This window comes from Kribbella caucasensis, from assembly GCF_004361855.1.
Classification (GTDB): Bacteria; Actinomycetota; Actinomycetes; order Propionibacteriales; family Kribbellaceae; genus Kribbella; species Kribbella caucasensis.
In genome coordinates this window covers 171,560-194,537 of the sequence record NZ_SNWQ01000015.1, presented here as the reverse complement: position 1 = coordinate 194,537, position 22,978 = coordinate 171,560, and the positions used below count along the sequence as shown (strand labels likewise).

The 22,978-nt window shown below is 67.5% G+C and carries 29 protein-coding genes; 20 read left to right on the top strand and 9 right to left on the bottom strand.

Translation table 11 applies throughout. The features are described from left to right. The first annotated feature begins 22 nt into the window (after positions 1-22). From recO to EV643_RS28385, 5 genes are all read left to right on the top strand, one after another. The gene (gene recO, locus EV643_RS28405; RefSeq protein ID WP_133803223.1) at positions 23-769 is read left to right on the top strand and encodes a DNA repair protein RecO; all 747 of its coding nucleotides are present in this window, start codon (positions 23-25) and stop codon (positions 767-769) included. Next, the gene (locus EV643_RS28400) at positions 766-948 is read left to right on the top strand and encodes a hypothetical protein (protein ID WP_133803222.1); all 183 of its coding nucleotides are present in this window, start codon (positions 766-768) and stop codon (positions 946-948) included. Before recO ends, EV643_RS28400 begins: the two co-directional genes overlap by 4 nt. A gap of 252 nt (positions 949-1,200) precedes the next feature. Next, positions 1,201-1,431, top strand: coding sequence for a hypothetical protein (locus tag EV643_RS28395; RefSeq protein ID WP_133803221.1), 231 nt, complete (start codon positions 1,201-1,203; stop codon positions 1,429-1,431). Between the two features lie 278 nt (positions 1,432-1,709). Then, positions 1,710-2,078, top strand: a complete 369-nt coding sequence (locus EV643_RS28390; protein WP_133803220.1) for a hypothetical protein — start codon at positions 1,710-1,712, stop codon at positions 2,076-2,078. Between the two features lie 152 nt (positions 2,079-2,230). Beyond that, entirely contained in the window at positions 2,231-3,106 is an 876-nt protein-coding gene (locus tag EV643_RS28385) for a hypothetical protein (protein ID WP_133803219.1), read from the top strand. A gap of 46 nt (positions 3,107-3,152) precedes the next feature. On the opposite strand, the gene EV643_RS28380 is transcribed toward EV643_RS28385, so the two are convergent. Continuing rightward, complete coding sequence (locus EV643_RS28380) at positions 3,153-3,578, bottom strand: PIN domain nuclease (RefSeq protein ID WP_133803218.1); 426 nt, start codon at positions 3,576-3,578, stop codon at positions 3,153-3,155. Then, positions 3,566-3,775, bottom strand: a complete 210-nt coding sequence (locus tag EV643_RS28375; protein ID WP_133803217.1) for a type II toxin-antitoxin system VapB family antitoxin — start codon at positions 3,773-3,775, stop codon at positions 3,566-3,568. Before EV643_RS28375 ends, EV643_RS28380 begins: the two co-directional genes overlap by 13 nt. Positions 3,776-3,928: 153 nt before the next feature. Here EV643_RS28375 and EV643_RS28370 point away from each other — a divergent pair, with 153 nt between their 5' ends. From EV643_RS28370 to EV643_RS28355, 4 genes are all read left to right on the top strand, one after another. Then, positions 3,929-4,774 (top strand): isoprenyl transferase, encoded by an 846-nt coding sequence (locus EV643_RS28370; protein ID WP_133803216.1) that lies wholly within the window; start codon positions 3,929-3,931, stop codon positions 4,772-4,774. A gap of 58 nt (positions 4,775-4,832) precedes the next feature. Then, positions 4,833-5,024, top strand: a complete 192-nt coding sequence (locus EV643_RS28365) for a hypothetical protein (protein ID WP_133803215.1) — start codon at positions 4,833-4,835, stop codon at positions 5,022-5,024. 100 nt (positions 5,025-5,124) lie between these two features. After that, positions 5,125-6,219 (top strand): S-(hydroxymethyl)mycothiol dehydrogenase, encoded by a 1,095-nt coding sequence (locus EV643_RS28360; protein ID WP_133803214.1) that lies wholly within the window; start codon positions 5,125-5,127, stop codon positions 6,217-6,219. Beyond that, complete coding sequence (locus tag EV643_RS28355) at positions 6,219-6,824, top strand: MBL fold metallo-hydrolase (RefSeq protein WP_133803213.1); 606 nt, start codon at positions 6,219-6,221, stop codon at positions 6,822-6,824. Before EV643_RS28360 ends, EV643_RS28355 begins: the two co-directional genes overlap by 1 nt. Here the strand turns inward: EV643_RS28355 and EV643_RS28350 are convergent. The 6 genes from EV643_RS28350 to EV643_RS28325 form a co-directional block, all read right to left on the bottom strand. Continuing rightward, complete coding sequence (locus tag EV643_RS28350; RefSeq protein ID WP_133803212.1) at positions 6,817-7,797, bottom strand: aldo/keto reductase; 981 nt, start codon at positions 7,795-7,797, stop codon at positions 6,817-6,819. The genes EV643_RS28355 and EV643_RS28350 overlap by 8 nt on opposite strands. A gap of 78 nt (positions 7,798-7,875) precedes the next feature. Further along, complete coding sequence (locus EV643_RS28345) at positions 7,876-8,343, bottom strand: MerR family transcriptional regulator (protein WP_133803211.1); 468 nt, start codon at positions 8,341-8,343, stop codon at positions 7,876-7,878. 80 nt (positions 8,344-8,423) lie between these two features. Continuing rightward, positions 8,424-8,819 (bottom strand): Fur family transcriptional regulator, encoded by a 396-nt coding sequence (locus EV643_RS28340; protein ID WP_133803210.1) that lies wholly within the window; start codon positions 8,817-8,819, stop codon positions 8,424-8,426. A gap of 65 nt (positions 8,820-8,884) precedes the next feature. After that, entirely contained in the window at positions 8,885-9,889 is a 1,005-nt protein-coding gene (locus EV643_RS28335; RefSeq protein WP_202869794.1) for a metal ABC transporter permease, read from the bottom strand. Continuing rightward, positions 9,886-10,644 carry a metal ABC transporter ATP-binding protein gene (locus EV643_RS28330; RefSeq protein ID WP_133803208.1) on the bottom strand — a complete coding sequence of 253 codons (759 nt, stop codon included), beginning with the start codon at positions 10,642-10,644 and terminating at the stop codon, positions 9,886-9,888. The genes EV643_RS28335 and EV643_RS28330 overlap by 4 nt, the downstream gene beginning before the upstream one ends. Beyond that, entirely contained in the window at positions 10,641-11,624 is a 984-nt protein-coding gene (locus EV643_RS28325; protein WP_133803207.1) for a metal ABC transporter substrate-binding protein, read from the bottom strand. Before EV643_RS28325 ends, EV643_RS28330 begins: the two co-directional genes overlap by 4 nt. A gap of 52 nt (positions 11,625-11,676) precedes the next feature. Between EV643_RS28325 and EV643_RS28320 the strand changes: the two genes are divergently transcribed. Next, entirely contained in the window at positions 11,677-12,978 is a 1,302-nt protein-coding gene (locus tag EV643_RS28320; RefSeq protein ID WP_133803206.1) for a YibE/F family protein, read from the top strand. A 152-nt stretch (positions 12,979-13,130) separates the two neighbouring features. On the opposite strand, the gene EV643_RS28315 is transcribed toward EV643_RS28320, so the two are convergent. Beyond that, a complete protein-coding gene (locus EV643_RS28315; RefSeq protein ID WP_133803205.1) occupies positions 13,131-13,439 on the bottom strand; it encodes a DUF6703 family protein in 309 nt (102 codons plus the stop codon). 86 nt (positions 13,440-13,525) lie between these two features. On the opposite strand from EV643_RS28315, the gene EV643_RS28310 reads away from it, so the two are divergent. The 10 genes from EV643_RS28310 (at position 13,526) to EV643_RS28265 (ending at position 22,978) form a co-directional block, all read left to right on the top strand. Then, positions 13,526-14,020, top strand: coding sequence for a hypothetical protein (locus tag EV643_RS28310; protein ID WP_133803204.1), 495 nt, complete (start codon positions 13,526-13,528; stop codon positions 14,018-14,020). Further along, entirely contained in the window at positions 14,017-14,814 is a 798-nt protein-coding gene (locus EV643_RS28305) for a hypothetical protein (RefSeq protein ID WP_133803203.1), read from the top strand. The genes EV643_RS28310 and EV643_RS28305 overlap by 4 nt, the downstream gene beginning before the upstream one ends. Before the next feature lie 50 nt (positions 14,815-14,864). Continuing rightward, entirely contained in the window at positions 14,865-15,158 is a 294-nt protein-coding gene (locus EV643_RS28300; protein WP_133803202.1) for an antibiotic biosynthesis monooxygenase family protein, read from the top strand. Between the two features lie 90 nt (positions 15,159-15,248). Next, the gene (locus tag EV643_RS28295; RefSeq protein WP_133803201.1) at positions 15,249-16,634 is read left to right on the top strand and encodes a glycine--tRNA ligase; all 1,386 of its coding nucleotides are present in this window, start codon (positions 15,249-15,251) and stop codon (positions 16,632-16,634) included. Positions 16,635-16,636: 2 nt separating this feature from the next. Then, a complete protein-coding gene (locus tag EV643_RS28290) occupies positions 16,637-17,287 on the top strand; it encodes a hypothetical protein (protein ID WP_133803200.1) in 651 nt (216 codons plus the stop codon). Positions 17,288-17,289: 2 nt separating this feature from the next. After that, the gene (gene dusB / locus EV643_RS28285) at positions 17,290-18,411 is read left to right on the top strand and encodes a tRNA dihydrouridine synthase DusB (protein ID WP_133803199.1); all 1,122 of its coding nucleotides are present in this window, start codon (positions 17,290-17,292) and stop codon (positions 18,409-18,411) included. A gap of 127 nt (positions 18,412-18,538) precedes the next feature. Next, complete coding sequence (locus EV643_RS28280) at positions 18,539-19,843, top strand: hypothetical protein (RefSeq protein WP_202869787.1); 1,305 nt, start codon at positions 18,539-18,541, stop codon at positions 19,841-19,843. 11 nt (positions 19,844-19,854) lie between these two features. Then, positions 19,855-21,186, top strand: coding sequence for an ABC transporter substrate-binding protein (locus EV643_RS28275; protein WP_133803198.1), 1,332 nt, complete (start codon positions 19,855-19,857; stop codon positions 21,184-21,186). A gap of 2 nt (positions 21,187-21,188) precedes the next feature. Further along, the gene (locus EV643_RS28270) at positions 21,189-22,094 is read left to right on the top strand and encodes a carbohydrate ABC transporter permease (RefSeq protein WP_133803197.1); all 906 of its coding nucleotides are present in this window, start codon (positions 21,189-21,191) and stop codon (positions 22,092-22,094) included. Continuing rightward, positions 22,091-22,978, top strand: coding sequence for a carbohydrate ABC transporter permease (locus EV643_RS28265; RefSeq protein ID WP_133803196.1), 888 nt, complete (start codon positions 22,091-22,093; stop codon positions 22,976-22,978). The genes EV643_RS28270 and EV643_RS28265 overlap by 4 nt, the downstream gene beginning before the upstream one ends.

Below are 22,978 nucleotides of genomic sequence, written 5' to 3'. Positions count from 1 at the left end.
GCGAGTTTGAGAGACTGGGCACGTGCCGCTCTACCGTGACGAAGCGATCGTGCTCCGGACCCAGAAACTGGGCGAGGCCGATCGGATCGCCACGCTCCTGACCCGCCAGCACGGCAAGATCCGTGCGGTCGCGAAGGGCGTCCGGCGGACCTCGTCGCGGTTCGGCGCCCGGCTGGAACCGTTCAGCCACGTCGACCTGCAACTCGCGACCGGCCGCACCCTCGACGTGATCACCCAGGCCGAGTCGATCGCGGCGTACGGCGAGGGCATCGTCGACGACTACGCGCGCTACACCACCGGTACCGTCCTGCTCGAGACCGCCGACCGCCTGGTGGTCGAGGAGAAGGAACCGGCCACCCAGCAACACCTCCTGCTCGCCGGCGCGCTCCGCGTCCTGTCCACCGGCGAACGGGCGCCGAGCCTGGTGCTCGACTCGTTCCTGCTCCGCTCCCTCGCGATCTCGGGCTACGCCCCCTCCTTCGACGACTGCGCCAAATGCGGCGAGCCGGGCCCGCACCGCGCCTTCAACCCCGCCGCCGGCGGCATCGTCTGCACCAACTGCCGCCCACCCGCCTCGGCGATGCCGGCCCCCGCCACCGTCACCCTGCTGGCAGCCCTCCTCACCGGCGACTGGCCCACCGCCGAAGCCTCCGACCCCCGAACCCGCCGCGAAGCCGACACCCTGGTAGCCGCCTTCGTCACCTGGCACCTGGACCGCCAACTCCGCTCCCTCCCGCACCTGGACCTGAGCACGGAGGCAAGCCGATGAACCGCGCAGTGGACCGCCTGGACGACCAGAAGAGACGCCAGCTCGAGAACCTCGCCGCCTCCTGGAAGATGGAGAACATGCCGCTTGGCGAGGCCGAGATCGAGGTACTGGCCTTGTATCTGCTCGGCGAGATCGACGCCGACGAGCGCCGCCGCCGGCTGGACGCGCTGGCGCGATGACGCAGTTCGAGAACTGGGGCGACTACTTCTGGCCCGGGCAGATCGACGACTGCCAGATCAACAAGCTCGGCATCCACGACGCCGCCGAACTCGAGAACGCCGAGCGAATCCGCACCGCCGAACGAGATCCGGGCCCAACGCCAAGGCTGAGGCCACCCGCAGTTCGGGCGGCTCCACCCGGTACACCCAGACCACTACCCGAGAACCCGGACTCCACACAGACCGCTAATCCCTCAACCCTCTCGAGGCCACATGACCCCCGAACTTCCTTCACCGGCCGCTGACGATCAACCCTCGCAGGAACCCGATCCCGTCACCACGCGCGAGGAGCGGGCCGTCAAGGACACCAAGGACTCCCTCCGCGTCAGCCAGGACGGCGTAGCCGAGCCCACCTCCACCCCCCGCTCCACCCGAGCCGGCCGAGGCCGAGCCCGCCGCATCAAGGTCGATCCCCGTCTCAAGGAATCCCGCAAGCGCGGCTAACAGCCCTCTGTGGATAACTTCTCCGCCGAGAACCACCTGTATGGCAAAGTTGCACTCTCAGTAACCAACCACCGGTGGCGGAGGCGCACATGATCAGGCGAACCCTGACCCTAACCATCACAGCAGCCCTCACCACCACCCTCACCGCCTGCACCTCCGGCAGCGCCACCCCAACCCCCTTCACCCCCTCACCCGCCCCGAGCAGCACTCAAGCGTCGCCCGATGAGTCGGTGCAGGCGGCGGAGCAAGCTGTCGCCGCGTACAAGAGGTACATACAGGTGATCGACGCGATGACCAGCAGCGGCGGGGTGGCGGTCAAAGACTTGCCTCTGGTGACAACCGGAATCGAGCTCAAGGCCTCGCAGAACCAGGCGGACACCTACCGCGGCAGGCGCATCAGGACCATCGGTTCAACGGAGGTGGTCTGGGTCCGGGCGAAGCAACCGAGCCCGTCTCAGGGCAGTGCGATCACGGCGGTAGCGGTAGAAGCCTGCTACGACACCTCGAAGCTGAAGGCGGTCGACGCAGCCGGGAAAGACATCCGGCAACCAGGAACGCCGACGCGATGGCTGGACAGCCGTGATGTGCAGCTTGTCGCCGGTAGTTGGAAGGTGTCCAACGGCCGGAATCGAGGTGCCAAGTGTTGAGCGTGACCATACTGATCGCGGGCCTGCTCAGCGCGCCCGCCTCTGTTGCCGAAACGTCCGCCAGAGCGGCCGAGCCCACGCCAACTGCCACGACCTTCGTGCCGCCTCCCGGGTGTGACATCGACCGTGCCCTCGGCACCTGCAGGATCTCCGTGACCGAAGACTCGCAGAGGCCGGCCGGTGGGGACGAGGAGAAGTCGGCGACCAAGAAGGCTGTGAAGGCCGGGTGCTTCTACGATGGCCAGCCGATTCCGTGCAAGACATCGGAGGGCTTCTGGGATCCGGCATCGGGGTGTTATCTGACGCCGAAGGACAAGCCGCTGACGTTCAGCGATACGAGCAAGATCCCGCCTGGGAGCAAGTTCTACCGCTGCTGGTATGTCTACGACGTCGAGGACGGGAAGCCAGTCGGGGAGGCGAGATTCGAGTCCGTCATCCGGGAGCCGGGGGAGACGCAGACCATCGATCCGCGGGAGGCGGCTCGGCAGGTGGTCGAGTCGATGGTTTTCGTGGCGCCGCAGTTGGGGTTGTCGCCGTACGTGCAGAGTGCAGCGCACAAGGGCATCGTCAACGTGCCGGTCTGGATGTGGGTGACGGATCCGGGGGCGAGTACGACGGGGCCGTTGACGAAGCGAGCCGCGTTGGGTGGTGTGGCGATCGAGGCGACCGGGACGGTTGATCGGATCGACTGGTCGATGGGCGGCGGCGACGTGGTCACTTGCAAAGGCGCCGGTACGCCGTTCGACCGGGCCGCCGCGGAAGGGAAGTCGCTGAAGGAGATCCCCGATTCACCGACGTGCGGACACAGGTACCGCAAGACGTCGCGATGTGAGAACGGCCAGGCATTCCAAGTCACGGCCACGGCGTACTGGACCGTCCACTGGACCGGCGGCGGCATGGAAGGCGACATCCCCCTGCAGTTCAGCCGCTCCCTCCCCTTACAGGTAGTCGACCTCCGCCCCGTCCTGGTCGCCCCAGACGGCGAGGGCAACACCGCGGCCACCACGCCGCCCCGCGCTTGCTCCTGAGGAGTAAGTCAACCGTGGCCACCGGCGCCTACTCCCATCGTCTGGGTCAGTTGATGGTGCCGCGGGGGAGGATCCAGTGGGTGGGTTGGGTGGTGTGGGACGCGACCAGGTCGAAGTCGGCGTCATAGTGGAGGACGGGGAGTTGGTGGCGTTCGGCGACGGCTGCGATCAGGAGGTCGGCGAGGGACACGGCGCGGTGGGTTGCGCGGGCAGCTAGGAGACCCTGGACTTCGGCCGCGCGGCGGAAGTCGGTGTCCTCGGTCGGAAGCCGGCGGAAGGCGGTCTCGAGCTCGAATCGCATCTGCTGGTGGTCTACTCCGTTGCGGCCGGAGTACAGCATCTCGAGTTCGATCACACCGCAGATCGCCAAGGCGCCGGACTCCAGCAACGGTTCGAGGATCTTCGCGACCGCAGGGTTGCCGCTTCGAGCCAACGCACTCTTGTCGACGAGGTAACGAACTACTCCCGCCATGCGCCCTTCATCACCTCGGCGTCGTGGAGGTCGTCGTACAAGCCGTCGCGCGCGGACAGCAGGAACTGGTGAGCCGCGCGGACCCGCAGTACTTCGGCCAGGGCGGTGTTGACGGTGTCCTTCTTGGTCTTGGTGCCGAGGGCCTCCGCGGCCTTGGCCAGGAGTGCATCGTCGACGTCGATGAGGGTCTTGGTCATCGTCACACCTCCGTATATACAAGCTGCTCTCAACTGTATATCTCCCTTCAGTAAGTAGGCGAGTGAAAAGCCTGACAGAAACGGGTGGTCGGCGTTGGGGGGCTGATGGGGGCTGTGGATAACGGCGGCTGGGGGATGAGGCAGACTCGGGGCATGTCGCCTTTGTCTCGTCGTCGGTTGAGGGAGAGTGTTCGGCGGGAGGGGGTGAGGGCGCCGGATCCGCATCCGTCGGGGGCTCGGGCGCCGGAGATTCCGCGCGAACTGGTCCCGCGGCACGTGGCGATCGTGATGGACGGGAACGGGCGGTGGGCCAAGGCGCGTGGGTTGCCGCGGACCGAGGGGCATCGGGCCGGGGAGGCGTCGCTGCTCGACGTGATCAAGGGCGGGATCGAGATCGGGGTGAAGTACATCTCGGCGTACGCGTTCTCGACGGAGAACTGGGCCCGCTCGCCGGAGGAGGTGCGTTTCCTGATGGGGTTCAACCGCGAGGTGATCCACCGCCGGCGAGACGAGCTGGACGCGATGGGGGTCCGGGTGGTCTGGTCCGGGCGGCGGCCGCGGTTGTGGAAGAGCGTGATCGACGAGCTCGAGTACGCGCAGGAGCGGACCAAGCACAACGACACGATCACCCTGCAGTTCTGCGTGAACTACGGCGGCCGGGCCGAGATCGCCGACGCGATGAAGTCGATCGCGCGGGAAGTTGCCGATGGCAAGATCAAGCCCGATCGGATCACGGAGGCGACGGTGGCACGGCACCTGTACGCACCCGACATCCCGGAAGTGGACCTCTTCGTCCGCTCATCGGGCGAGCAGCGGACGTCGAACTTCCTCGTCTGGCAGCTTGCCTACGCGGAGATGGTATTCCTGGACACGCTGTGGCCCGATTTCGACCGCCGGGACCTGTGGCGCGCGATCGAGCTCTACGCCCAACGCGACCGCCGCTACGGCGGCGCCATCCCCAACGAGGTCACCAAGCCGAACGAGGTCACCACCAGTTAGCCAGTACTACTGTCCGGCGAGTCAATCAGCCCATAAGCTCGGAAACGGAGGTCTGATCATGACAGATTCCGCACCATCACCGGCGAAGCTGGAGCTCGAGATCCCGGGCTCGATGCTGCACGACCTGGCGGCCGCGGCGGCGTCGCGCGGCCTGCCGACGGAGGACCTGGCCGTCGAGTGGCTCCAGGACCGCATCGTGCACGAGCAGGAGAAGCAGGAAGGCCTGGCCCGGAAGGTCCGACGAAGCTGAACCCGGTCTGGGCCCAACTGGTGGACACATCGCCTGAAATCCGCGGTACGACGCGCGGCGGGGGCAGACGGGATGCGGGGTTGGCGGTTAGCGTCGGGGCATGAGTCAGACGGTGCGTGGAGTAGTGGCGCTCAGCAAAGGTGCCCCGGTCTCGGTCGAGGAGATCACTGTCCCCGACCCCGGTCCTGGTGAGGCCGTGGTCAAGATCCAGGCGTGCGGGGTGTGTCATACCGACCTGCACTACCGGGAGGGCGGGATCAACGACGAGTTCCCGTTCCTGCTCGGGCACGAGGCGGCCGGGATCGTGGAGAGCGTCGGCGAAGGGGTGACCGACGTACAGCCCGGTGACTTCGTGGTGCTGAACTGGCGGGCCGTGTGCGGGAACTGCCGCGCCTGCCTTCGCGGTCGTCCGTGGTACTGCTTCAACACGCACAACGCCAAGCAGAAGATGACACTTGCCGACGGCACCGAATTGTCGCCGGCCCTCGGGATCGGCGCGTTCGTGGAGAAGACGCTGGTCGCGGCCGGTCAGTGCACGAAGGTCGATCCGGCCGCCAAGCCCGAGGTCGCGGGCCTGCTCGGCTGCGGCGTGATGGCCGGCCTCGGCGCCGCGCTGAACACCGGCAGCGTCGGCCGTGGCGACAGCGTGGCCGTGATTGGCTGCGGCGGTGTCGGTACTGCGGCCGTGGTCGGCGCGCGGCTGGCCGGGGCCGCCCGGGTGATCGCGATCGACGTCGACCAGCGCAAACTCGACGGCGCGACGGAACTCGGCGCGACGCACACGATCAACTCCAAGGGCCTGGACCACGACGGTGTCGTCGCGGCGGTGCAGGACCTCACCGGGGGATTCGGCGCGGACGTCGTGGTCGACGCGGTCGGCCGGCCCGAGACGTGGAAGCAGGCGTTCTACGCCCGCGACCTGGCCGGCACGGTCGTCCTCGTGGGCGTGCCGACTCCGGACATGCGGCTGGAGATGCCGTTGCTCGACTTCTTCGGCCGTGGCGGGTCGCTCAAGTCCAGTTGGTACGGCGACTGCCTGCCGACCCGCGACTTCCCGCTGCTGATCGACCTGCACCTCCAGGGCCGGCTGCCGCTGGACCGGTTCGTGACCGAGACGATCGCGCTCGACGAGGTGGAGGCCGCGTTCGACCGGATGCACGGCGGCGACGTACTGCGATCGGTGGTGGTCTTCTGATGACGGCCCGGATCGAGCGGCTCGTCACGTCCGGAACGTTCAGCCTGGACGGCGGCACCTGGGACGTGGACAACAACGTCTGGCTGATCGGTGACGACGACGAGGTACTGGTGATCGACGCCGCCCACGACGCCGACCGGATCGTCGACGCGGTCGGCGGCCGACGGGTCGTCGCACTCGTCTGCACCCACGGCCACAACGACCACATCAACGCGGTCGGCGGCGTCCGCGCGGCCCTGAAGTGTCCGGTCTGGCTGAGCACGGCCGACCACATGCTGTGGGAGGCCCTCTACGAAGACACCCCGGACCACGATCTGACCGACGGCACCACCTTCGAAGTCGCCGGGACGGCACTAAAAGCGATCCACACCCCAGGCCACAGCCCCGGCTCCACCTGCCTGTATGCGGAGGAGCTCGAGGCCGTCTTCACCGGCGACACCCTCTTCCACGGCGGCCCGGGCGCGACCGGCCGCTCGTACAGCGACAAACCGACCATCCTCAAGTCGATCCGCGACCGCCTGCTCACCCTCCCGCCCGGCACCGTCGTCCACACCGGCCACGGCGACACCACCACAATCGTCGCCGAGGCCGGTCACATCAGCTGACCTGCGCCGTATCGCGGTTGACCCAGGTCATGTCGGGGTAGCGCGCGCCGGCCGGCTTCAGCGCCGACAGCGCGGCAAGATCGTCCGCCGACAGCTCGAGGTCGAGGGCAGCGTGGTTCTCCTCCAGGTATCGCCGCCGCTTGGTCCCCGGGATCGGCGCCACATCGTTGCCCTGAGCAAGCAGCCACGCAAGCGCGACCTGCCCGGCCGTCGCGTCGTACCGCGCGGCGACCTCCCGTATCCGGTCGACGACCGTCAGATTCGCGTCGAAGTTCTCCGCGTCGAACCGGGGCAGCGTACGCCGGAAGTCGTTCTCCGCAAGGTCATCCGTCCGCGCGACCGTCCCCGTGAGCAGACCGCGACCCAGCGGTGAGTACGGCACCACCCCGATCCCCAGCGAACGGCAGACCGGCAGCACCTCGTCCTCGATGTCGCGGCTGAACAGCGACCACTCGGTCTGCACCGCCGAGATCGGATGCACCGCGTGCGCCCGCCGAATCGTCTCCGCCGACGCCTCCGACAACCCCAGATACTTCACCTTCCCGGCCGCGACCAGCTCGGCCATCACCCCGACCGTCTCCTCGATCGGTACGCCGGGGTCGGCCCGATGCTGGTAGTACAGGTCGATGTGATCCACCCCCAGCCGTTCCAGCGAAGCGTCAACCGCAGAACGCACATATCCAGGTGAGCCGTCCACCCGGATGAGCTTGTACGTCGAAGGCTCCATCACGATGCCGAACTTGGTGGCCAGGACCACCTCGTCCCGGCGGTCACGGATCGCCTTGCCGACGAGTTGCTCGTTCGCGCCGGCGCCGTACAGGTCAGCCGTGTCGAGGAATGTGATCCCGAGGTCGAGGGCGCGGTGGATGGTCGCGATCGACTCGCTCTCGTCGGACGCGCCGTAGGACTGTGACATCCCCATACAACCGAGTCCGAGCCGGCTGACGTCGAGACCGGTGCTGCCGAGTTTCATGCTCAAATCTCCCAAGTAGACATGGCTCCGCCCGCCGGCCGCGCGCACAACGACGACCGGCTTGGGAACGAAGGTGGATTACGGAGTGGCGTTGCCGCCGTACGTGGTGATCTTGTAGTCGGTCACCGCGAGGGCCGCCTGCAGTTCGCGCAGCCGGCGCTGGATCCTGGCCCGGTGCTCCTGCATCAGGGCCAACCGCTGCGGCGCGGTCGCATCGCCCTGCCGGACCAGTTCTAAGTAGTGGGTGATCGTGCTGATCGGCATGTCCGACAGCCGCAGCCTGGTGATGAACACGATCCGGGCCAGCGCCTGCCGGTCGTACCGCCGATACCCGGCCGCGTCCCGCCCGACCTGGAGCAGACCGATACGTTCGTAGTACCGGAGGGTGTGTGCGGTCAGGCCGGTGAAGTCGGCGATCTCGGCGATGGTCAGCTCGTCCGGCAGATCCGGCGGCAGGTCGAGCAGCCGGATCAGCTCAGGTGCGACCGGCGCCTGGTTCTCGAAGAACCCGGCGAGCGCGTCGAGGCGTTCCGCGGCGGTGGTCATGTCTTCGACGGTACGGGTTAGAGCGCGCTCAAAGGCAAAGGTGATCCGCCTCACACGGGAGGCTCACCCGGGAGGCTCAGTCAGGAGGTGGTCTGGCAGTCCTTGCAGGTGCCGAAGATCTCCAGGGTGTGGCTGATGTCGGCGTACCCGTGCTCGGCGGCGACCTTGTCGGCCCAGCGCTCGACGGCCGGGCCCTCGACCTCGACGGTGCGGCCGCAGTTGCGGCAGACCAGGTGGTGGTGGTGACCCTTCGAGCAGCGCCGGTACGCCGTCTCGCCGTCCGTGGTGCGGAGTACGTCCACCTCACGCGAGTCGGCGAGGGCCTGCAGGGTCCGGTAAACGGTGGTCAGGCCGACGGCCTCGCCCGCGGACCGGAGCTCCTGGTGGATCTCCTGTGCTGTCCGGAAGTCATCGATATTGTCGAGCGCGGATGCGACCGCTGCGCGCTGACGGGTCGAGCGTGTTCCGATGGCCACCGTGCCTCCTGTCATCCGGTCACCGTTTTCCCCGGCAACTCGCCATTCTCTCATTGGCTGACAAATCAGTGCTCGTCCCAGTGATCCCCGTGCGCCGCGTGCAGGTGTCCGTCGTGCACGTAGTCGACGTGGTCGCCGTGTTCGACCTTCGGGTGACCGCAGTCGGCGGTGTGTGCGTGGGGGTGCCCGGCGCTGACCACATGCGGCGCCGGCTCCGGTACGTCGACCTCGGGCTCCTCGTCGGGCAGCGGCGCGCGGACGCCACGGCGTCGCCGTACGAGGGCTCCGGCGGTCGCCGCCACCACGAAGCCGGCCAGGGCCAGTACGACGATGGTGGCGCCCGGGGCGACGTCGGCGTTGTACGACGTGACGATGCCGGCGAGGCAGGCGATCACCCCGATCGCACAAGCAGTCGCGAACGTACTACGGAAGGAACGCGTGACCTGCTGCGCCGTCGCGACCGGCACCACCATCAACGCGCTGACCAGCAGCAACCCGACGGTCCGCATGGCCAACGTCACGGTCACCGCGGCCAGTACTGCGATGAGCAGGTTGAGCATCTGAACTCGCAGACCTGTGACTCGCGCGAACTCCTCGTCCTGGCAGACGGCGAACAGTTGCGGCCCGAGACCGATCGCGAACACCAGTACGGCGACGGCCAGCGCCACCACGGCGTACAGGTCGCTCGGGGAGACCGTGGTCAGCGAGCCGAACAGGTAGGTGTTCAACGTCGCAGCGCCCTGTCCGGCCAGGCCGATGAGCAGCACACCACCGGCGATACCGCCGTAGAACAGCAGCGCGAGAGCGACGTCACCACTCGCCTTGCCACGGGCTCGGACCAGTTCGATCGCGGTGGCGCCGACGATGGCGACCAGTACGGCGGTCAGCGCGGGCGCGGTCCCGGTGAGCAGGCCGAGGGCGACACCGGTGATCGCGATATGGCCGATACCGTCACCCATCAGGGACAGCCGGCGCTGGACCAGGTACGTCCCGATCGCGGGCGCGGTGAGGCCAGTGAGCAGTCCGGCGATCAACGCCCGCTGCATGAACTCCAGCTCGAACATCGTCACGACAGCCACCCCGGCTCATCCGCGACATGGGGATGGACGTGTGCGTGCGTCTGCGAGGCATGCGGCGGACCGTCGTACACGATCCGGCCGCGGCGCAGTACCACCGAACGGTCGATCAGCGCGTCCATCGGCCCGAGGTCGTGGCTGACCATCACCACCGTGGTCCCGCGGGCGACCCGCTCCCGGATCGCCTCGCTGAAGACGGCCTGGCTGGCCTGGTCGACACCTGCGGTCGGCTCGTCCAGGATCAGCAGGTCCGGGTCGGACACCAGCGCCCGCGCGATCAAGACCCGCTGCTGCTGCCCACCAGACAACTCGGCGACGGCGTCCTTGCGCTGGTCGGCCATGTCGACGACCTCCAGCGCGTGGTCGATCGCCGCCCGCTGTTCGGCTCGGAGCGGACGGAACAACCGCCGCTTCGACAGCAGACCGGACGACACCACTTCGGCCACGGTCGCCGGTACCCCGCCCGCTGCGGTGATCCGCTGCGGTACGTACCCCACCCGATCCCACTGGCGGAACTTCGGCACCGGCGTACCGAACAGCTTCACCTGACCGCGCGCGGCCGGCAGCAACCCCACCATCGTCCGGATCAGGGTCGACTTCCCGGAGCCGTTGGTGCCGAGCACGGCGAGGACCTCACCCTGACGGATTTGCAGGTCGACGCCGCGGAGCACCAGTCGACCGCCCAAGTCGACCGAGAGATCGGCGACCTGGACGGCCTTGGGAGCGGTGGGAGGCTCGAGGGGTGTCACGCGCAGCTGTTCGCCTTCTTCAGCTCGGCCAGGTTCTCCTGCATCAGGGTGAGCCAGGTCTCCTTGGAGTTCGCGTCCGACAGCCCCTCGATCGGGCTGAGTACCGCGGTCTTGACGCCGACGTCCCGGGCGATCGACTCGGCCACCTTCGGGCTGACCAGCTCTTCGTAGAAGATCGTGGTGACGTGCTGCTTGCGCACGATGTCCTGGACCTCCTTGATCCGCTGCGGGGTCGGCTCGGCGTCCGGGGTGAAGCCCGCGATCCCGACCATCTGCAGACCGTACCGCTTCGCCAGGTACGCGAACGCCTCGTGACTCGTCACGAACGTCTTCAGTTTGCAGTCCGCCAGCCCGGTCTTGAACTCGCCGTCGAGCTTGTTGACCTCACCGATCAGCGTCTGCGCGCGCTCCTTGTAACCGTCTGCGTGCGCGGAGTCGACCTCGACCAGCTTGTCCGTGACGGCCTGTACTACGGCCGCGTAGCGGACCGGGTCCAGCCAGAAGTGCGGATCGAGTGCGTCCTCGGAGAAGGATGCGGGCGTGACCGAGGGAGTCGTGCTCTCGTCCGCGTGGCCCTCGCCCTCCTCATGCTCCTCGAAGTTGGCGCCGGTGTCCTCGAGCTGAGCCGCCGAGGAGACGTCGAAGCTCTTGTCCTTCGCGTTCTGCGCGACGGCCTCGTCGACGGCGGGCTGCAGGCTCTTCTCGAAGATCACCAGCTTGGCCTCGGCGATGCTGCCGACCTGTTTCGGGGTCAGCTCCAGGTCGTGCGGCTCGACGCCCGGCGCCGTCAGTGTCGTCACATTCACCGCATCGCCACCCACGGACTTGGCGATGAACTCGAGCGGATAGAACGAAACGACCACGTCCAGCTTGTCGCCACCACCACTGGAGCCGCCTGCATCGTCGCTTCCGCAACCTGCCAGAGTGAGTACGGCAAGAGCGGCCAGACCGGCGGTAACCGCACGAAGACTAGATCTCATGACAACCATTTTCATTTAGATGGAAGTGGTTGTCAAAACAGGGAGTTGATCGATGCCGAGGCATGCAGGGCGCAGGCGAGCCGACACCAAGCCGAACAGCAAGCGCCGCCTCCCAATTCCCACCGGCCACGGCCATGGTCACGGTCACGGCCATGGTCACGGCGACCACGTCGTCGACACCTCGGTAGTGGACAGTGACGCAATCGTCGCCCGCCGTGTCCGCATCGTCGTCGCCGCCTTCCTGATCCCGCTCATCATGGCGGCCGTGGTCGCGCTGATCGTCCTGTGGCCCAGTGGCGATTTGAAGGTGGACGCGCCACAGCAGGCCGGAGCGAGCGGCACGGTGACCAAGCTGGTCCCGTGTTCCAAAGAGGACTGCAATCAGGCCACGGTCAAACTCAACTCAGGTCCCGACAAGGGCCTCGAGGCGCCGGTCAAGGTGCCGAAGCCCGGCCAGGCGGCGAGTCCGGTCGAGCTCGGCGATCGGGTGCTGCTCGGCCTGCAGGAGGGCCAGCCGATCGCGCAGAAGTACGAGTACGTCGACCATGACCGGAGCCGGTCGCTGCTCCTGCTGGCCGGGATGTTCGCTGTCGCCGTCGTGGTGCTGTCGCGATGGCGTGGGATCGCGGCCCTCGTCGCGCTCGGCCTGACCGCGCTGACGCTGACCCAGTTCATCCTGCCGGCCATTCTCAGAGGCGAGAATCCCCTGCTCGTGTCGGTGGTCGGCGGCTCGCTGATCATGGTCGTTGCGCTGTTCATGACCCATGGCATCAACGCGCAATCCTCGGTCGCTCTCGCGGGGACGATAGCGGCGCTCGGTCTCACTGCCTTTCTCGGCTGGGCGTTCGTGAAGGTCGGCGACCTGACCGGGCTGGCAGCCGATGGCGCCTCGCAGGTGAAGGGTTTCGTCCCCGACCTCGATGTGGCTGGGTTGCTCGTGGCCGGCATCGTGATCGGTGCGCTGGGAGTTCTCGACGATGTGACGGTGACGCAGGCGAGCGCGGTCTGGGAGCTGTCTGCGGCCAATCCGTCAGCGAGCCGGGCCGAGCTGTTCGGGGCTGGGCTGCGGATCGGCCGGGCGCACGTGGCGTCGGTGGTGAACACCCTCGTACTCGCCTACGCCGGCGCGGCCCTGCCGGTCCTGATGACCTTCGCGCTCAGCGGGGTAGGAGCCGGCTACATCGTCACCACCGAGATCGTGGCGATGGAGGTCGTTCGCGGGCTGGTCGGGAGTTTGGGGATCATCGCGGCCGTCCCCTTGACGACCGCGCTTGCGGCGATGGCGGTGGCGGATCGGTCTCGGGAACTGGTTGGTGAACAGGAGCACCTGGTGGGCGAAGCGGCGAGCAGCTAGACCGACTCGGCCGTTGCCCGGAACGCCGCCAGCCCGCCATGCCATCCGCGTCCCAGTGGTCTGGGGAGAGAAATTGCGCGCTCCGGTGGGAAAACCCACCCCAGTTGCTGCAGAAACCCTCCCCGATCAATGGGCAGGGTTGCAGCTTGGGTTCAGCTGCCGGCGATGCGGGAGATGGCGTAGAGGATGATCACCAGGACGGCGAAGACCCGGATGGCGCGTTGGCCGCTGGTGACGACGGGCCAGGAGAGGAAGCCGAGCCAGGCCAGCAGCAGCGCGAGCAGGAGCAGGGCGGGGACGGCGGCCGCGACCGGGGCGAAGACGCCGACCAGGGCCAGGACCAGCGTGATGCCGGGCAGGGTCAGCTTGGGCATGGTGTGCAGCTTGGCCACATACGGGTGGCTGAGCTTGGTGATCCGCTGCCGGAGCGGACTGGCCGGCTGGCCGCTGGAGGAACTCATACCGCCATTGTTCCAGTACGCCGAACCGCCGTGACCCTGTGGACAACTCGCGGCGCCATCGGACCCGAAACGGATACCTTTCTGGCATGACCGGTTTGCCCTCCGTTGACGATGTTCGCGCCGAGCTGCCTGCCGTCCTGGCGAGGTTCCGCGCGGGGCGCACGCATGCGTTCAGCTTCGGCGACCGGGAGCCTGAGGCGGTCATGCTCACGTACGACGAGTTCGAGGATCTCGGTGGGGAGCGGAAGTTCAGCTTCGACTCCACCGTGCTCACTCCAACGACCCTCGCGGGCCGCCTGCCCACCCTGATCGACTCGAGTCAGCCCGGCACTCCCGTGGTCTGCGGGATCGACCCGACCACGCCCGAGGCGGTTGTCCTCACCACATCCCAGTACCGCCAGCTCCGCGGCGACGACGAGCCCCCACCCGGAGTCCCCGACGACCCCACCCGCCGCACCTACGCCACCGAACCCCTACCGGACAGCAGACCGTTCGATCTGGATGAGATCGCCGGCCTGCTCGGTCCTGAGGCGGTGGAGGAGCTGGAGATCCTCCGCCGGGAGGAACGCGGGGAGTCATGACCTTGCTCCCCGGCGACTGGTCGGGTCTGCCGGCGGTCCGTCGGTCTGGCCAAACCGGCTACGAGCTGGTGCTGTCGGACAAGTTCGTGGAGGACCTGCGCCGCCTGGCTGCCGATGCTCGCCGACATCCCGGCGGACAGGTTGCCGCGTTGCGGTTGGAGGTCCTGCGGGTGATCAAGCAACTCGCCGACGGGCAGACCGACGGGCATCATGCGTTGGGGTATGAGGCGGGGAAGGGGGATCTGCGGGATTGTGTGACGGCTTATGTGCAGGGGGATCCGCAGCGGCGGCCTGAGCATCGGTTGGTGTTTCGGGAGTTGGGGCCGGATGGGGCGGGTGGGCGGCCTCGGCGGGAGTTGTTGGCGATCAAGCCGCGGCAGGGCACGGGCAACGTGTATGAACACGTCTGTGCGCGACTGGGGCGGCACCCGGCGGATCGGCAGCCGGGGCTCAACCGGTTCGGTGATCGGGCGCCGGGGGAGGGTGGTAGTCAGGCCGAGCGTCAGGCGGAGCTCGACACCAAGCGGGCGATCGCGCAGGCCTGGACCGGACAGCGCCCACTCTCGTCGTCCCGTCCACTGCAAGCGGGAATCACCGGGCAACGCACGCGCGAGCAAGGCGGCACCGGCGAGCGTGGGGCCGTGGAGCGGAGGGCCGGTGAGCGTGGGGCTGGCGAGCGTGGGAGCGGTGGGCAGGTGGCTGGGGAACGTGTGGGTTATGCGGCGCGGATGCCCTTCAGCCGTCCGAACATTCCCACTCATCCCACAGGCTGGCCTGAGCGACGAGAGCGGTGAGCCTGTGCCCGGGCGGGGTGGGTGGTAGGGGACGTCGTACGCTTGCGGGCGTGTTTGTGGTGATCAGGTTCAAGGTCGCGGCTGCGGCTCAGGTCGAGTTCGTGCAGCGGCTGGAGACGGCGGTCGAGGTGTTGTCGCGGCAGCGGGGGTTCGTGGCCGCGCGGACCGGGCGGAACGCGGACGATCCCGAACTCCTGGCGTTGAGTATGGAGTGGGAGAACATCGGCAGCTACCGTCGGGCCTTGTCGCCGTACGAGGTGAAAATGGCCGCGGTGCCGTTGCTGTCCGAGGCGATCGACGAGCCGACGGCGTACGACTCGCTCGAGGCCGTCAACCTTCCGTAGCAGGCAGTGTTCGGATGCGACGCAGGCCAGGTCGGCCCGCTAGCCTGGACCCTTCCCGTACCACCAAGTGTCAGTAACTGGAGTCTAAAAGTGCCCGTGGATACCGTCGATGCCGTCGTCAGCCTCAGCAAGCGAAGGGGCTTCGTGTACCCGTGCGGCGAGATCTACGGCGGTACCAAGTCGGCGTGGGACTACGGACCGCTCGGCGTCGAGCTGAAGAACAACGTGCGGACCCAGTGGTGGCGGTCGATGGTGACGAGCCGGGACGACGTGGTCGGGCTGGACTCGTCGGTGATCCTGCCGACCAAGGTGTGGGAGGCGTCCGGCCATCTGTCCGAGTTCGTCGACCCGCTGACCGAGTGCCAGTCGTGTCACAAGCGGTTCCGCGATGACCACCTCCGCGAGGACTTCGCCCGGCGGAAGAACAAGGACGCCGACGACGTCAAGCTGGCCGAGATCGCCTGCCCGAACTGCGGGAACAAGGGCACCTTCACCGAGCCGCGGATGTTCAACGGGCTGCTCAAGACCTACCTCGGCCCGGTGGAGTCCGAGGAGGGCCTGCACTACCTGCGCCCGGAGACCGCGCAGGGCATCTTCATCAACTTCGCCAACGTGATGGGCACCGCGCGGAAGAAGCCGCCGTTCGGCATCGCCCAGGTGGGCAAGAGCTTCCGCAACGAGATCACCCCGGGCAACTTCATCTTCCGCACCCGTGAGTTCGAGCAGATGGAGATGGAGTTCTTCGTCGTACCCGGCTCCGACGAGGAGTGGCACGAGTACTGGCTGAAGGCCCGCTGGGACTGGTACGTCGGCCTCGGCCTGAACCCGGACAACATGCGGTTCTACGAGCACCCGAAGGAGAAGCTGAGCCACTACTCGAAGCGCACCGTCGACATCGAGTACAAGTTCAACTTCGGCGGCAAGGAGTTCGACGAACTCGAGGGGATCGCGAACCGGACCGACTTCGACCTGTCCACCCACTCCAAGCACTCCGGCGCCGACCTGTCCTACTTCGACCAGGAGAAGGGCGAGCGCTGGACTCCGTACGTGATCGAGCCGGCGGCCGGCCTGACCCGCAACGTGCTCGCCTTCCTGCTCGACGCCTACACCGAGGACGAGGCGCCGAACGCGAAGGGCGGCGTGGACAAGCGGACCGTACTGCGGTTCGACCCGCGCCTCGCGCCGGTCAAGGCGGCCGTGCTGCCGCTGTCCCGGAATGCCGAGCTGTCCCCGAAGGCCAAGGACCTGGCCGCCGAGCTGCGAAACAACTGGAACGTCGACTTCGACGACGCCGGCGCGATCGGCCGCCGCTACCGCCGGCAGGACGAGATCGGTACGCCGTACTGCATCACCGTGGACTTCGACACCCTGGACGACCAGGCCGTGACGATCCGCGAGCGGGACTCGATGAAGCAGGAGCGGGTCGCGTTGACCGAGGTGACCGGCTACCTGGCCCAGCACCTGGTGGGCTGCTGACGATGACCAAGTGGACGGTTATGGGGGCTGCCGCTGCCTCGTTGCTGCTGTTCGCCGGGTGCTCCGACGAACCGCCGGAGGCCGGCAGCACGCCCACGCCGTCCGCGCCCGCGACCACGGGTGGTCCGTTGCCGACCGCTTCGACCCCTACGTTGACCCCGCTGCCGACGCCGTCCAAGCCGTGGCCGACGCCGACCGTGACCGGCGCGCCGGACAGCGATGCCCCGCTGGCCCAGCGGATCCGGTTCGCGATCTCGGAGCGGGCCCAGATCGCCGCCGGCAAGGCAGCGACCACGAAGGTGACCTGCCCGGGCATCGACGACGCGGAGAAGCCCGGGACGCACAACCTCACCTGCACGGTGACGTATGCGGGCAAGTCGTATTCCGGCACGCTGACGATAGAGGCGAAGCAGTACAGCGCGACGTACAAGTTCACCTCCGAGTCGGTCGCGATCGTCAAGGCGAAGGTCGTCGACGCCGTACTGCGGGCGGCGGCCGGCGCGGCGAACGTGACCTGCACGATGGATGATGTGACCGTGGTGAAGCACACCTCCGAGGGCATCGCCTGCGACGTGACGACCGTGGGCAACGCGGTCGAGCCGTATCGCGCGCGGATCTCGGGCAACGGGCAAGTCCTGGTCGCCAAGGCTTAAGAATGCTCAAGCTAGGCAACCTCACGATCGACACGCCGGTGGTGCTCGCGCCGATGGCGGGGATCACCAACGCGGCGTACCGGCGGCTGTGTGCGGAACAGGGCGCCGGCCTGTACGTGTGCGAGATGATCACCTCGCGCGGCATCGTCGAAGGCGATCAGAAGAGCCTCGACATGCTCACCTTCGACGAGCGTGAGACGGTCCGCTCGGTCCAGCTTTACGGCGTCGACCCGGTCTACATCGGCCGCGCCGTCGAGGTGCTTTGCGACCAGTACGGCGTGGCGCACATCGACCTCAACTTCGGTTGTCCGGTGCCGAAGGTGACTCGCAAGGGTGGTGGCGCAGCCCTTCCCTGGAAGCGGAATCTACTCGGCGCGATCCTCAGGGCGGCGGTCAAGGCGGCCGGCCCGTACGACGTACCCGTGACCATGAAGACCCGGATCGGGATCGACAGCAGTCACCAGACGTACCTGGATGCGGGCCGGATCGCCGAGGAGTCCGGCGCGGCCGCGATCGGGCTGCACGGACGGACCGCGGCGCAGGCGTACTCGGGCCAGGCCGACTGGTCCAAGATCGCCGAACTCGTCGACCACGTCAGCATCCCGGTGCTGGGCAACGGCGATATCTGGGAGGCGGCCGACGCACTCCGGATGGTCGAAGAGACGGGGTGCGCCGGGGTCATCGTCGGTCGCGGCTGCCTCGGGCGGCCGTGGTTGTTCCGGGATCTGGCGGTCGCGTTCGCGGGCGGTGAGGCGCTGAACCTGCCGACCCTGGGCGAGGTGACCGTGGTGATGCGGCGGCACGGCGAGTTGCTGGCCGATCTGATGGGGGAGTCGCGCGGGCTGCGCGACTTCCGCAAGCACGTTCCCTGGTATTTGAAGGGTTTCCCGGCCGGCGGCGAGCTCCGCGCGGCTCTCGGCATGGTCGACTCGCTCGCCCGGCTGGACGAACTGCTCACCCAGCTCGACCCGACCGCGCCGTTCCCCGTGGCCGAGCTCGGGGCGCCGCGCGGCCGGCAGGGTTCCCCGCGCGACCACATCGTCCTGCCGCAAGGCTGGCTGGACGACACCGACGGTCTGAACACCGACCTGGCCGACGCAGAGATCGGCGTCTCCGGCGGCTGAGATTCCCGCCATGTCGCGCGAAATAAGTTTCGCCTGATCGCTTGACCGCACCGGTGGACTGGGTCCACCTTTGTCGGAACCAGATATACGAATCACTTCCGAACCTGGTTCGTAAAAGGTAGGTGCCGTGGCGATTGTGATCGGGGTCGTGACCCATTCGACCCACCGGGAGCTGTTCGGCGAGGCCGCGAGCACGCTGGGTGGAGTCGACCTGGAATGGGTCAGCTACGACACCGAGGACGAGATCCACGCCAAGGTGGCCGAGTTCCTCCGGACGACCCGGGTGGACGGCTTCCTCGCCGGTCCGGTGCCGTACACCGCCAGCCGGGAGCTGTTGCCACCCGGTCTGCCGGTCGGGGTGATCAGGCCGGCGGCGCTCGACCTGTTGCTCGCGTTCTACCGCGCGCAGGAGCGGGGCTGGGGCGCGACCCCGGTCAGCATCGACACGTTCCCGATGGACGCCGTCGAAGCCGTCGCCACCGCGCTCGAGCTCGACCAGAACCAGATCGACTGCCTGCCGTACTCGCCCATCCAGACGGTCGAGGAGATCGCCGAGTTCCACCGGTCGGCGTACGAGCGGTTCGGTGGCCAGAGCTACATGATCAGCGTCCGGGCCGCGGTCCGGGAGCAGTTGACCGGCGTGATCCCGCTGATGAGCGGGATGCCGGTGCCGACCACGATCCGGACCGAGCTGCACGAGCTCGCGCTGCGGATCGAGTCCGAACAGGCCAGCGGACTGCGGTTCGCGGCCGGTGTCTTCCTGGTGTCCCGATCGGGCGACGAAGACCGGACCAGGGTCGGCCTGATGAACCTGTTGCTGAACACCCCCGAGTTCGCCGGGGCCTGGATCGAGGATCGCGGCCGGCGCGGTGTCGTGGTCTTCGCCCACAAGGCCCTGTTCGAACGCGTCACCCGCAGCTGGGTCGCCGTCCCCGCGCTCGCCGAGGCGGCGCGCACCCTCGGCGTACAGGTCTCCGCGGGGTTCGGCGTCGGGGTGTCCGCCCGGAACTGCGTGCTGCTGGCCGAGCAGGCCGCCGCCCGGGCGGAGCTGGAGGACGAGGCGTGCGGCTATCTGATCGAGGACAGCGGCCTGATCATCGGGCCGATGGGCCCGGTCCGCGACGCGCTCGCCTTCTCCTACCGCGAGCACGGCGCCGAGCTCGAGGACCTCGCCAAGACCGTCGGTCTGAGCGCGGCCACCGTCTCGAAGCTCGCCGCGCTCGAACAGCGGCTGGAAGGTCGCACGGTCTCACCCGGGGAGCTCGCCGACTCCCTCGGCATCACGGGTCAGAGCGGGCGCCGGCTGATCCGCACCCTCGACGCAGGAGGCCTCGTGAGCGCCGAGGGAACCGCACAGCACCACCCGAAAGGACGCCCCACGCGTCTTTACCGACTGCGCATCGCCCAAGCGTTACAGCGCACGAAGCTTTGAAGGGAACCCCCATGGAGCTCAACCGCCGCCAGATCCTGAAGTACGCCGCCCTCGGCGCGTCCCTGCCCGTCACCTCGTCGCTGCTGTCCGCCTGCTCCTCCGGTGACGACGCCGGCGGCGCGAGCGACGGCACGGTGAAGTTCGAGGGCTGGGACTACGAGGCCAACCTGGTCCAGCAGAACCTGGACCGCTTCCGCCAGCAGAACTCGATCAAGGTCGACTACACGCCGATCACCAGCGCGCAGTACGTGCAGAAGGTCGTCGCCGAGTTCACCGGCGGCGGTGGTCCCGACGCGCTCTACGTGTACGACGACTCGCTGGCCGCCTGGGTCGAGGGTGGTTACCTCCAGCCGCTCGACGGGATGGCCGGGGTGGACGACGTGTACGCCGGGATCTTCCCGGGCAACGCGGAGGCGATGACGTACCAGGGCAAGAAGTACGGCCTGCCCTACTACACCGACTCGAACTCCCTGACCTACAACGCGGGGATCCTCGCCAAGGCCGGGATCACCAAGCCGCCGGCCAGCCTGGAAGAGCTGGAGGCGCAGGCGCTGAAGATCAAGAACGCCGGCATCCTGGAGTACCCGATCGGTCTGCCCGCGCAGTTGTCCGACACCTGGTGGTCCTGGGTCTGGGCGCTCGTGCACGGTAGCAACGGCAACTTCTTCGGCACCGACCAGGCACCCATCATGAACTCGACCGACACCGTGGTGAAGGACGTCTTCGCCTGGTTGCAGCAGGCGGCGAACAAGTCGAAGGTGCTCGACCCCGCATCCCTGCAGTTGCTGCCGGTCCCGGTCGACAACGCGATGAAGGCCGAGCGGTACGCGTACACCATCGGTGCCCGGTACGCCGCCCGCGACTACAACGACCCGGCCAAGTCGAAGGCGGCCGGCATGATCAAGCTGGCCCTCATCCCCAGCCTGGACGGAGGGGTGCACGGGACGGTCAGCAACACCCGGATGTACGCGCTCGCGCAGGACACCGACGTGAAGGACAACGCGTTCAAGCTGGTGACGTACCTCGGTGGCCTCGATGCGGACAAGAAGCCTTATACGGCGAAGTTCTGGTTCATGCAGCGCGGTCTCGGGTTCGCCTACAAGTCGATGGCCGCCGACCCGGAGGTCACCGCCTCGCTGAAGAAGTTCGCCGATCCGGTCGTCTACGCGAAGCTGGCCGAGATCGCGCGGCCGCGGAACGTGCTGACCGTGCCCTGGTACACCGAGTTCGAGGCCGAGCTGCACAAGGTCGTCCAGCAGGTGCTGAGCAACCAGACCACACCGTCCGCGGCGGTCGCGAGCCTGGAGCAGACGGCCACCACGCTGAAGAAGAAGTTCTCCTGAGGATGAGTGTGATCGAGGCCCGGCGACCGTGGAGCGACACCGCCAAGGCGTACGCGCTGAACGCCCCGGCGATGATCGTGATCGCGCTGCTGGTCGCCTATCCGATCGTCTACTCGTTCTGGGTCAGCCTGCAACGCAACAACCTCAAACGCCCACGGGCCAAGCGATTCATCGGCCTGGAGAACTACCGGTCGTTGCTCACCGACGACGCGTTCCTCTCCGCGCTGAGGGTGTCAGCGCTGTTCGTGCTCGTCGTACTCGGCTTCACAGTCGTGCTGGCGCTGATACTCGCGCTCGTGCTGAACGAAAGGTTCCGCGGCCGCGGTCTGCTGCTCAGCCTGGCTTTGTTGCCCTGGGCAATGCCGGGGGTGGTGAACGGGCTGATGTGGCGGACGATCTTCGACGCCAAGACCGGTGCGCTGAACGGCCTGCTCAGCCAGCTCGGGCTGATCGACACCTACCACGCCTGGCTGACCTCGGGGACCGGCGCGTTCTTCTTCACCGCGATGGCGCAGGTGTGGAACACGTTGCCGTTCTCGGTGATCATCCTGCTGGCCGGGCTGTCGACGATCCCGTCCGAGCTGTACGACGCCGCGAAGGTGGACCGGGCCGGCGCCTTCCAGCGATTCGGCCAGGTCGCCCTGCCGTGGTTGCTGCATCCACTGCTGATCGTGCTGATCCTGGAGACGATGAACGCGTTCCGGGCGTTCGACACGATCTACGTGCTGACCGGCGGCGGTCCGGGTGACGCGACTACCACGATCGCGCTGCTCGACGTACAGACCGTGCTCACCTTCACCGACTTCGGTCTCGGCAGCGCCTACGCCTGGGTGATCACCGCGATCACGTTGCTGATCTCGATCGGCTACATCGGCCTCCTCTACCGGAAAGGAAATTTTGAGGTATGACCGTCAAAGTCCCACTCCGGTACCGGATTCCGTGGAAGAAGATCGTGTTGTATGTGCTGGCGATCGGGTTCGCGCTCTATCTGGTGCTGCCGTTCTACTGGATCGTGGCGATGAGCTTCATGCACGAGGTGGACGCGATCTCGGTGCCGCCGCACTGGATCCCGTCCAGCCCGACGCTGGAGAACTACCTCGGCTTCGTCAATCCGAGTGAGTCGCAGGCTCTGGTCGGCGGTCGCGCGAACGAGGAAACGCCGTACTCGCTGCGGAACAGCCTGATCGTGGCGACCTGTACGGCGGTACTGAATCTGGCGCTGGCCACGTTCGCGGCGTACTCGTTCTCGCGGTTGAAGTTCAAGGGCAGCCAGGTGTTGCTGGTGCTCTACCTGATCACCCGGATGGTGCCGGGGATCGCGATCATCATCCCGTTCTACCTGCTGATGCGGTCGTTCGGGTTGCTGGACACGTACCTCGCGCTGATCCTGTCCTACACCACATTCGCGTTGCCGATCACGATCTGGATCCTGAAGGACTTCTTCCGGTCGGTGCCGCGCGAACTGGAGGAGGCGGCCCGGGTCGACCGGTGCGGCTGGTTCCGGACGATGTGGTCGGTGTTCCTGCCGGTCGCCGCACCCGGACTGGTAGCAGCCGGGGTGTTCGCGTTCATGACCGCGTGGAACGAGTTCATGTTCGCGCTGTTCCTGACCAGTACGAAGGCGGCGAAGACGATTCCCGTGGTGGCGGCGAACTTCGCCACCGATTTCAACACCCAGTTCACCGTGATGGCCGCCGCCGGAGTGCTCGCGGTCGTCCCGCCCCTGCTGCTGGCGCTGATCTTCCAGCGCAAGCTCGTCCAGGGGATGGCCGCCGGATCCGTGAAGGGCTGA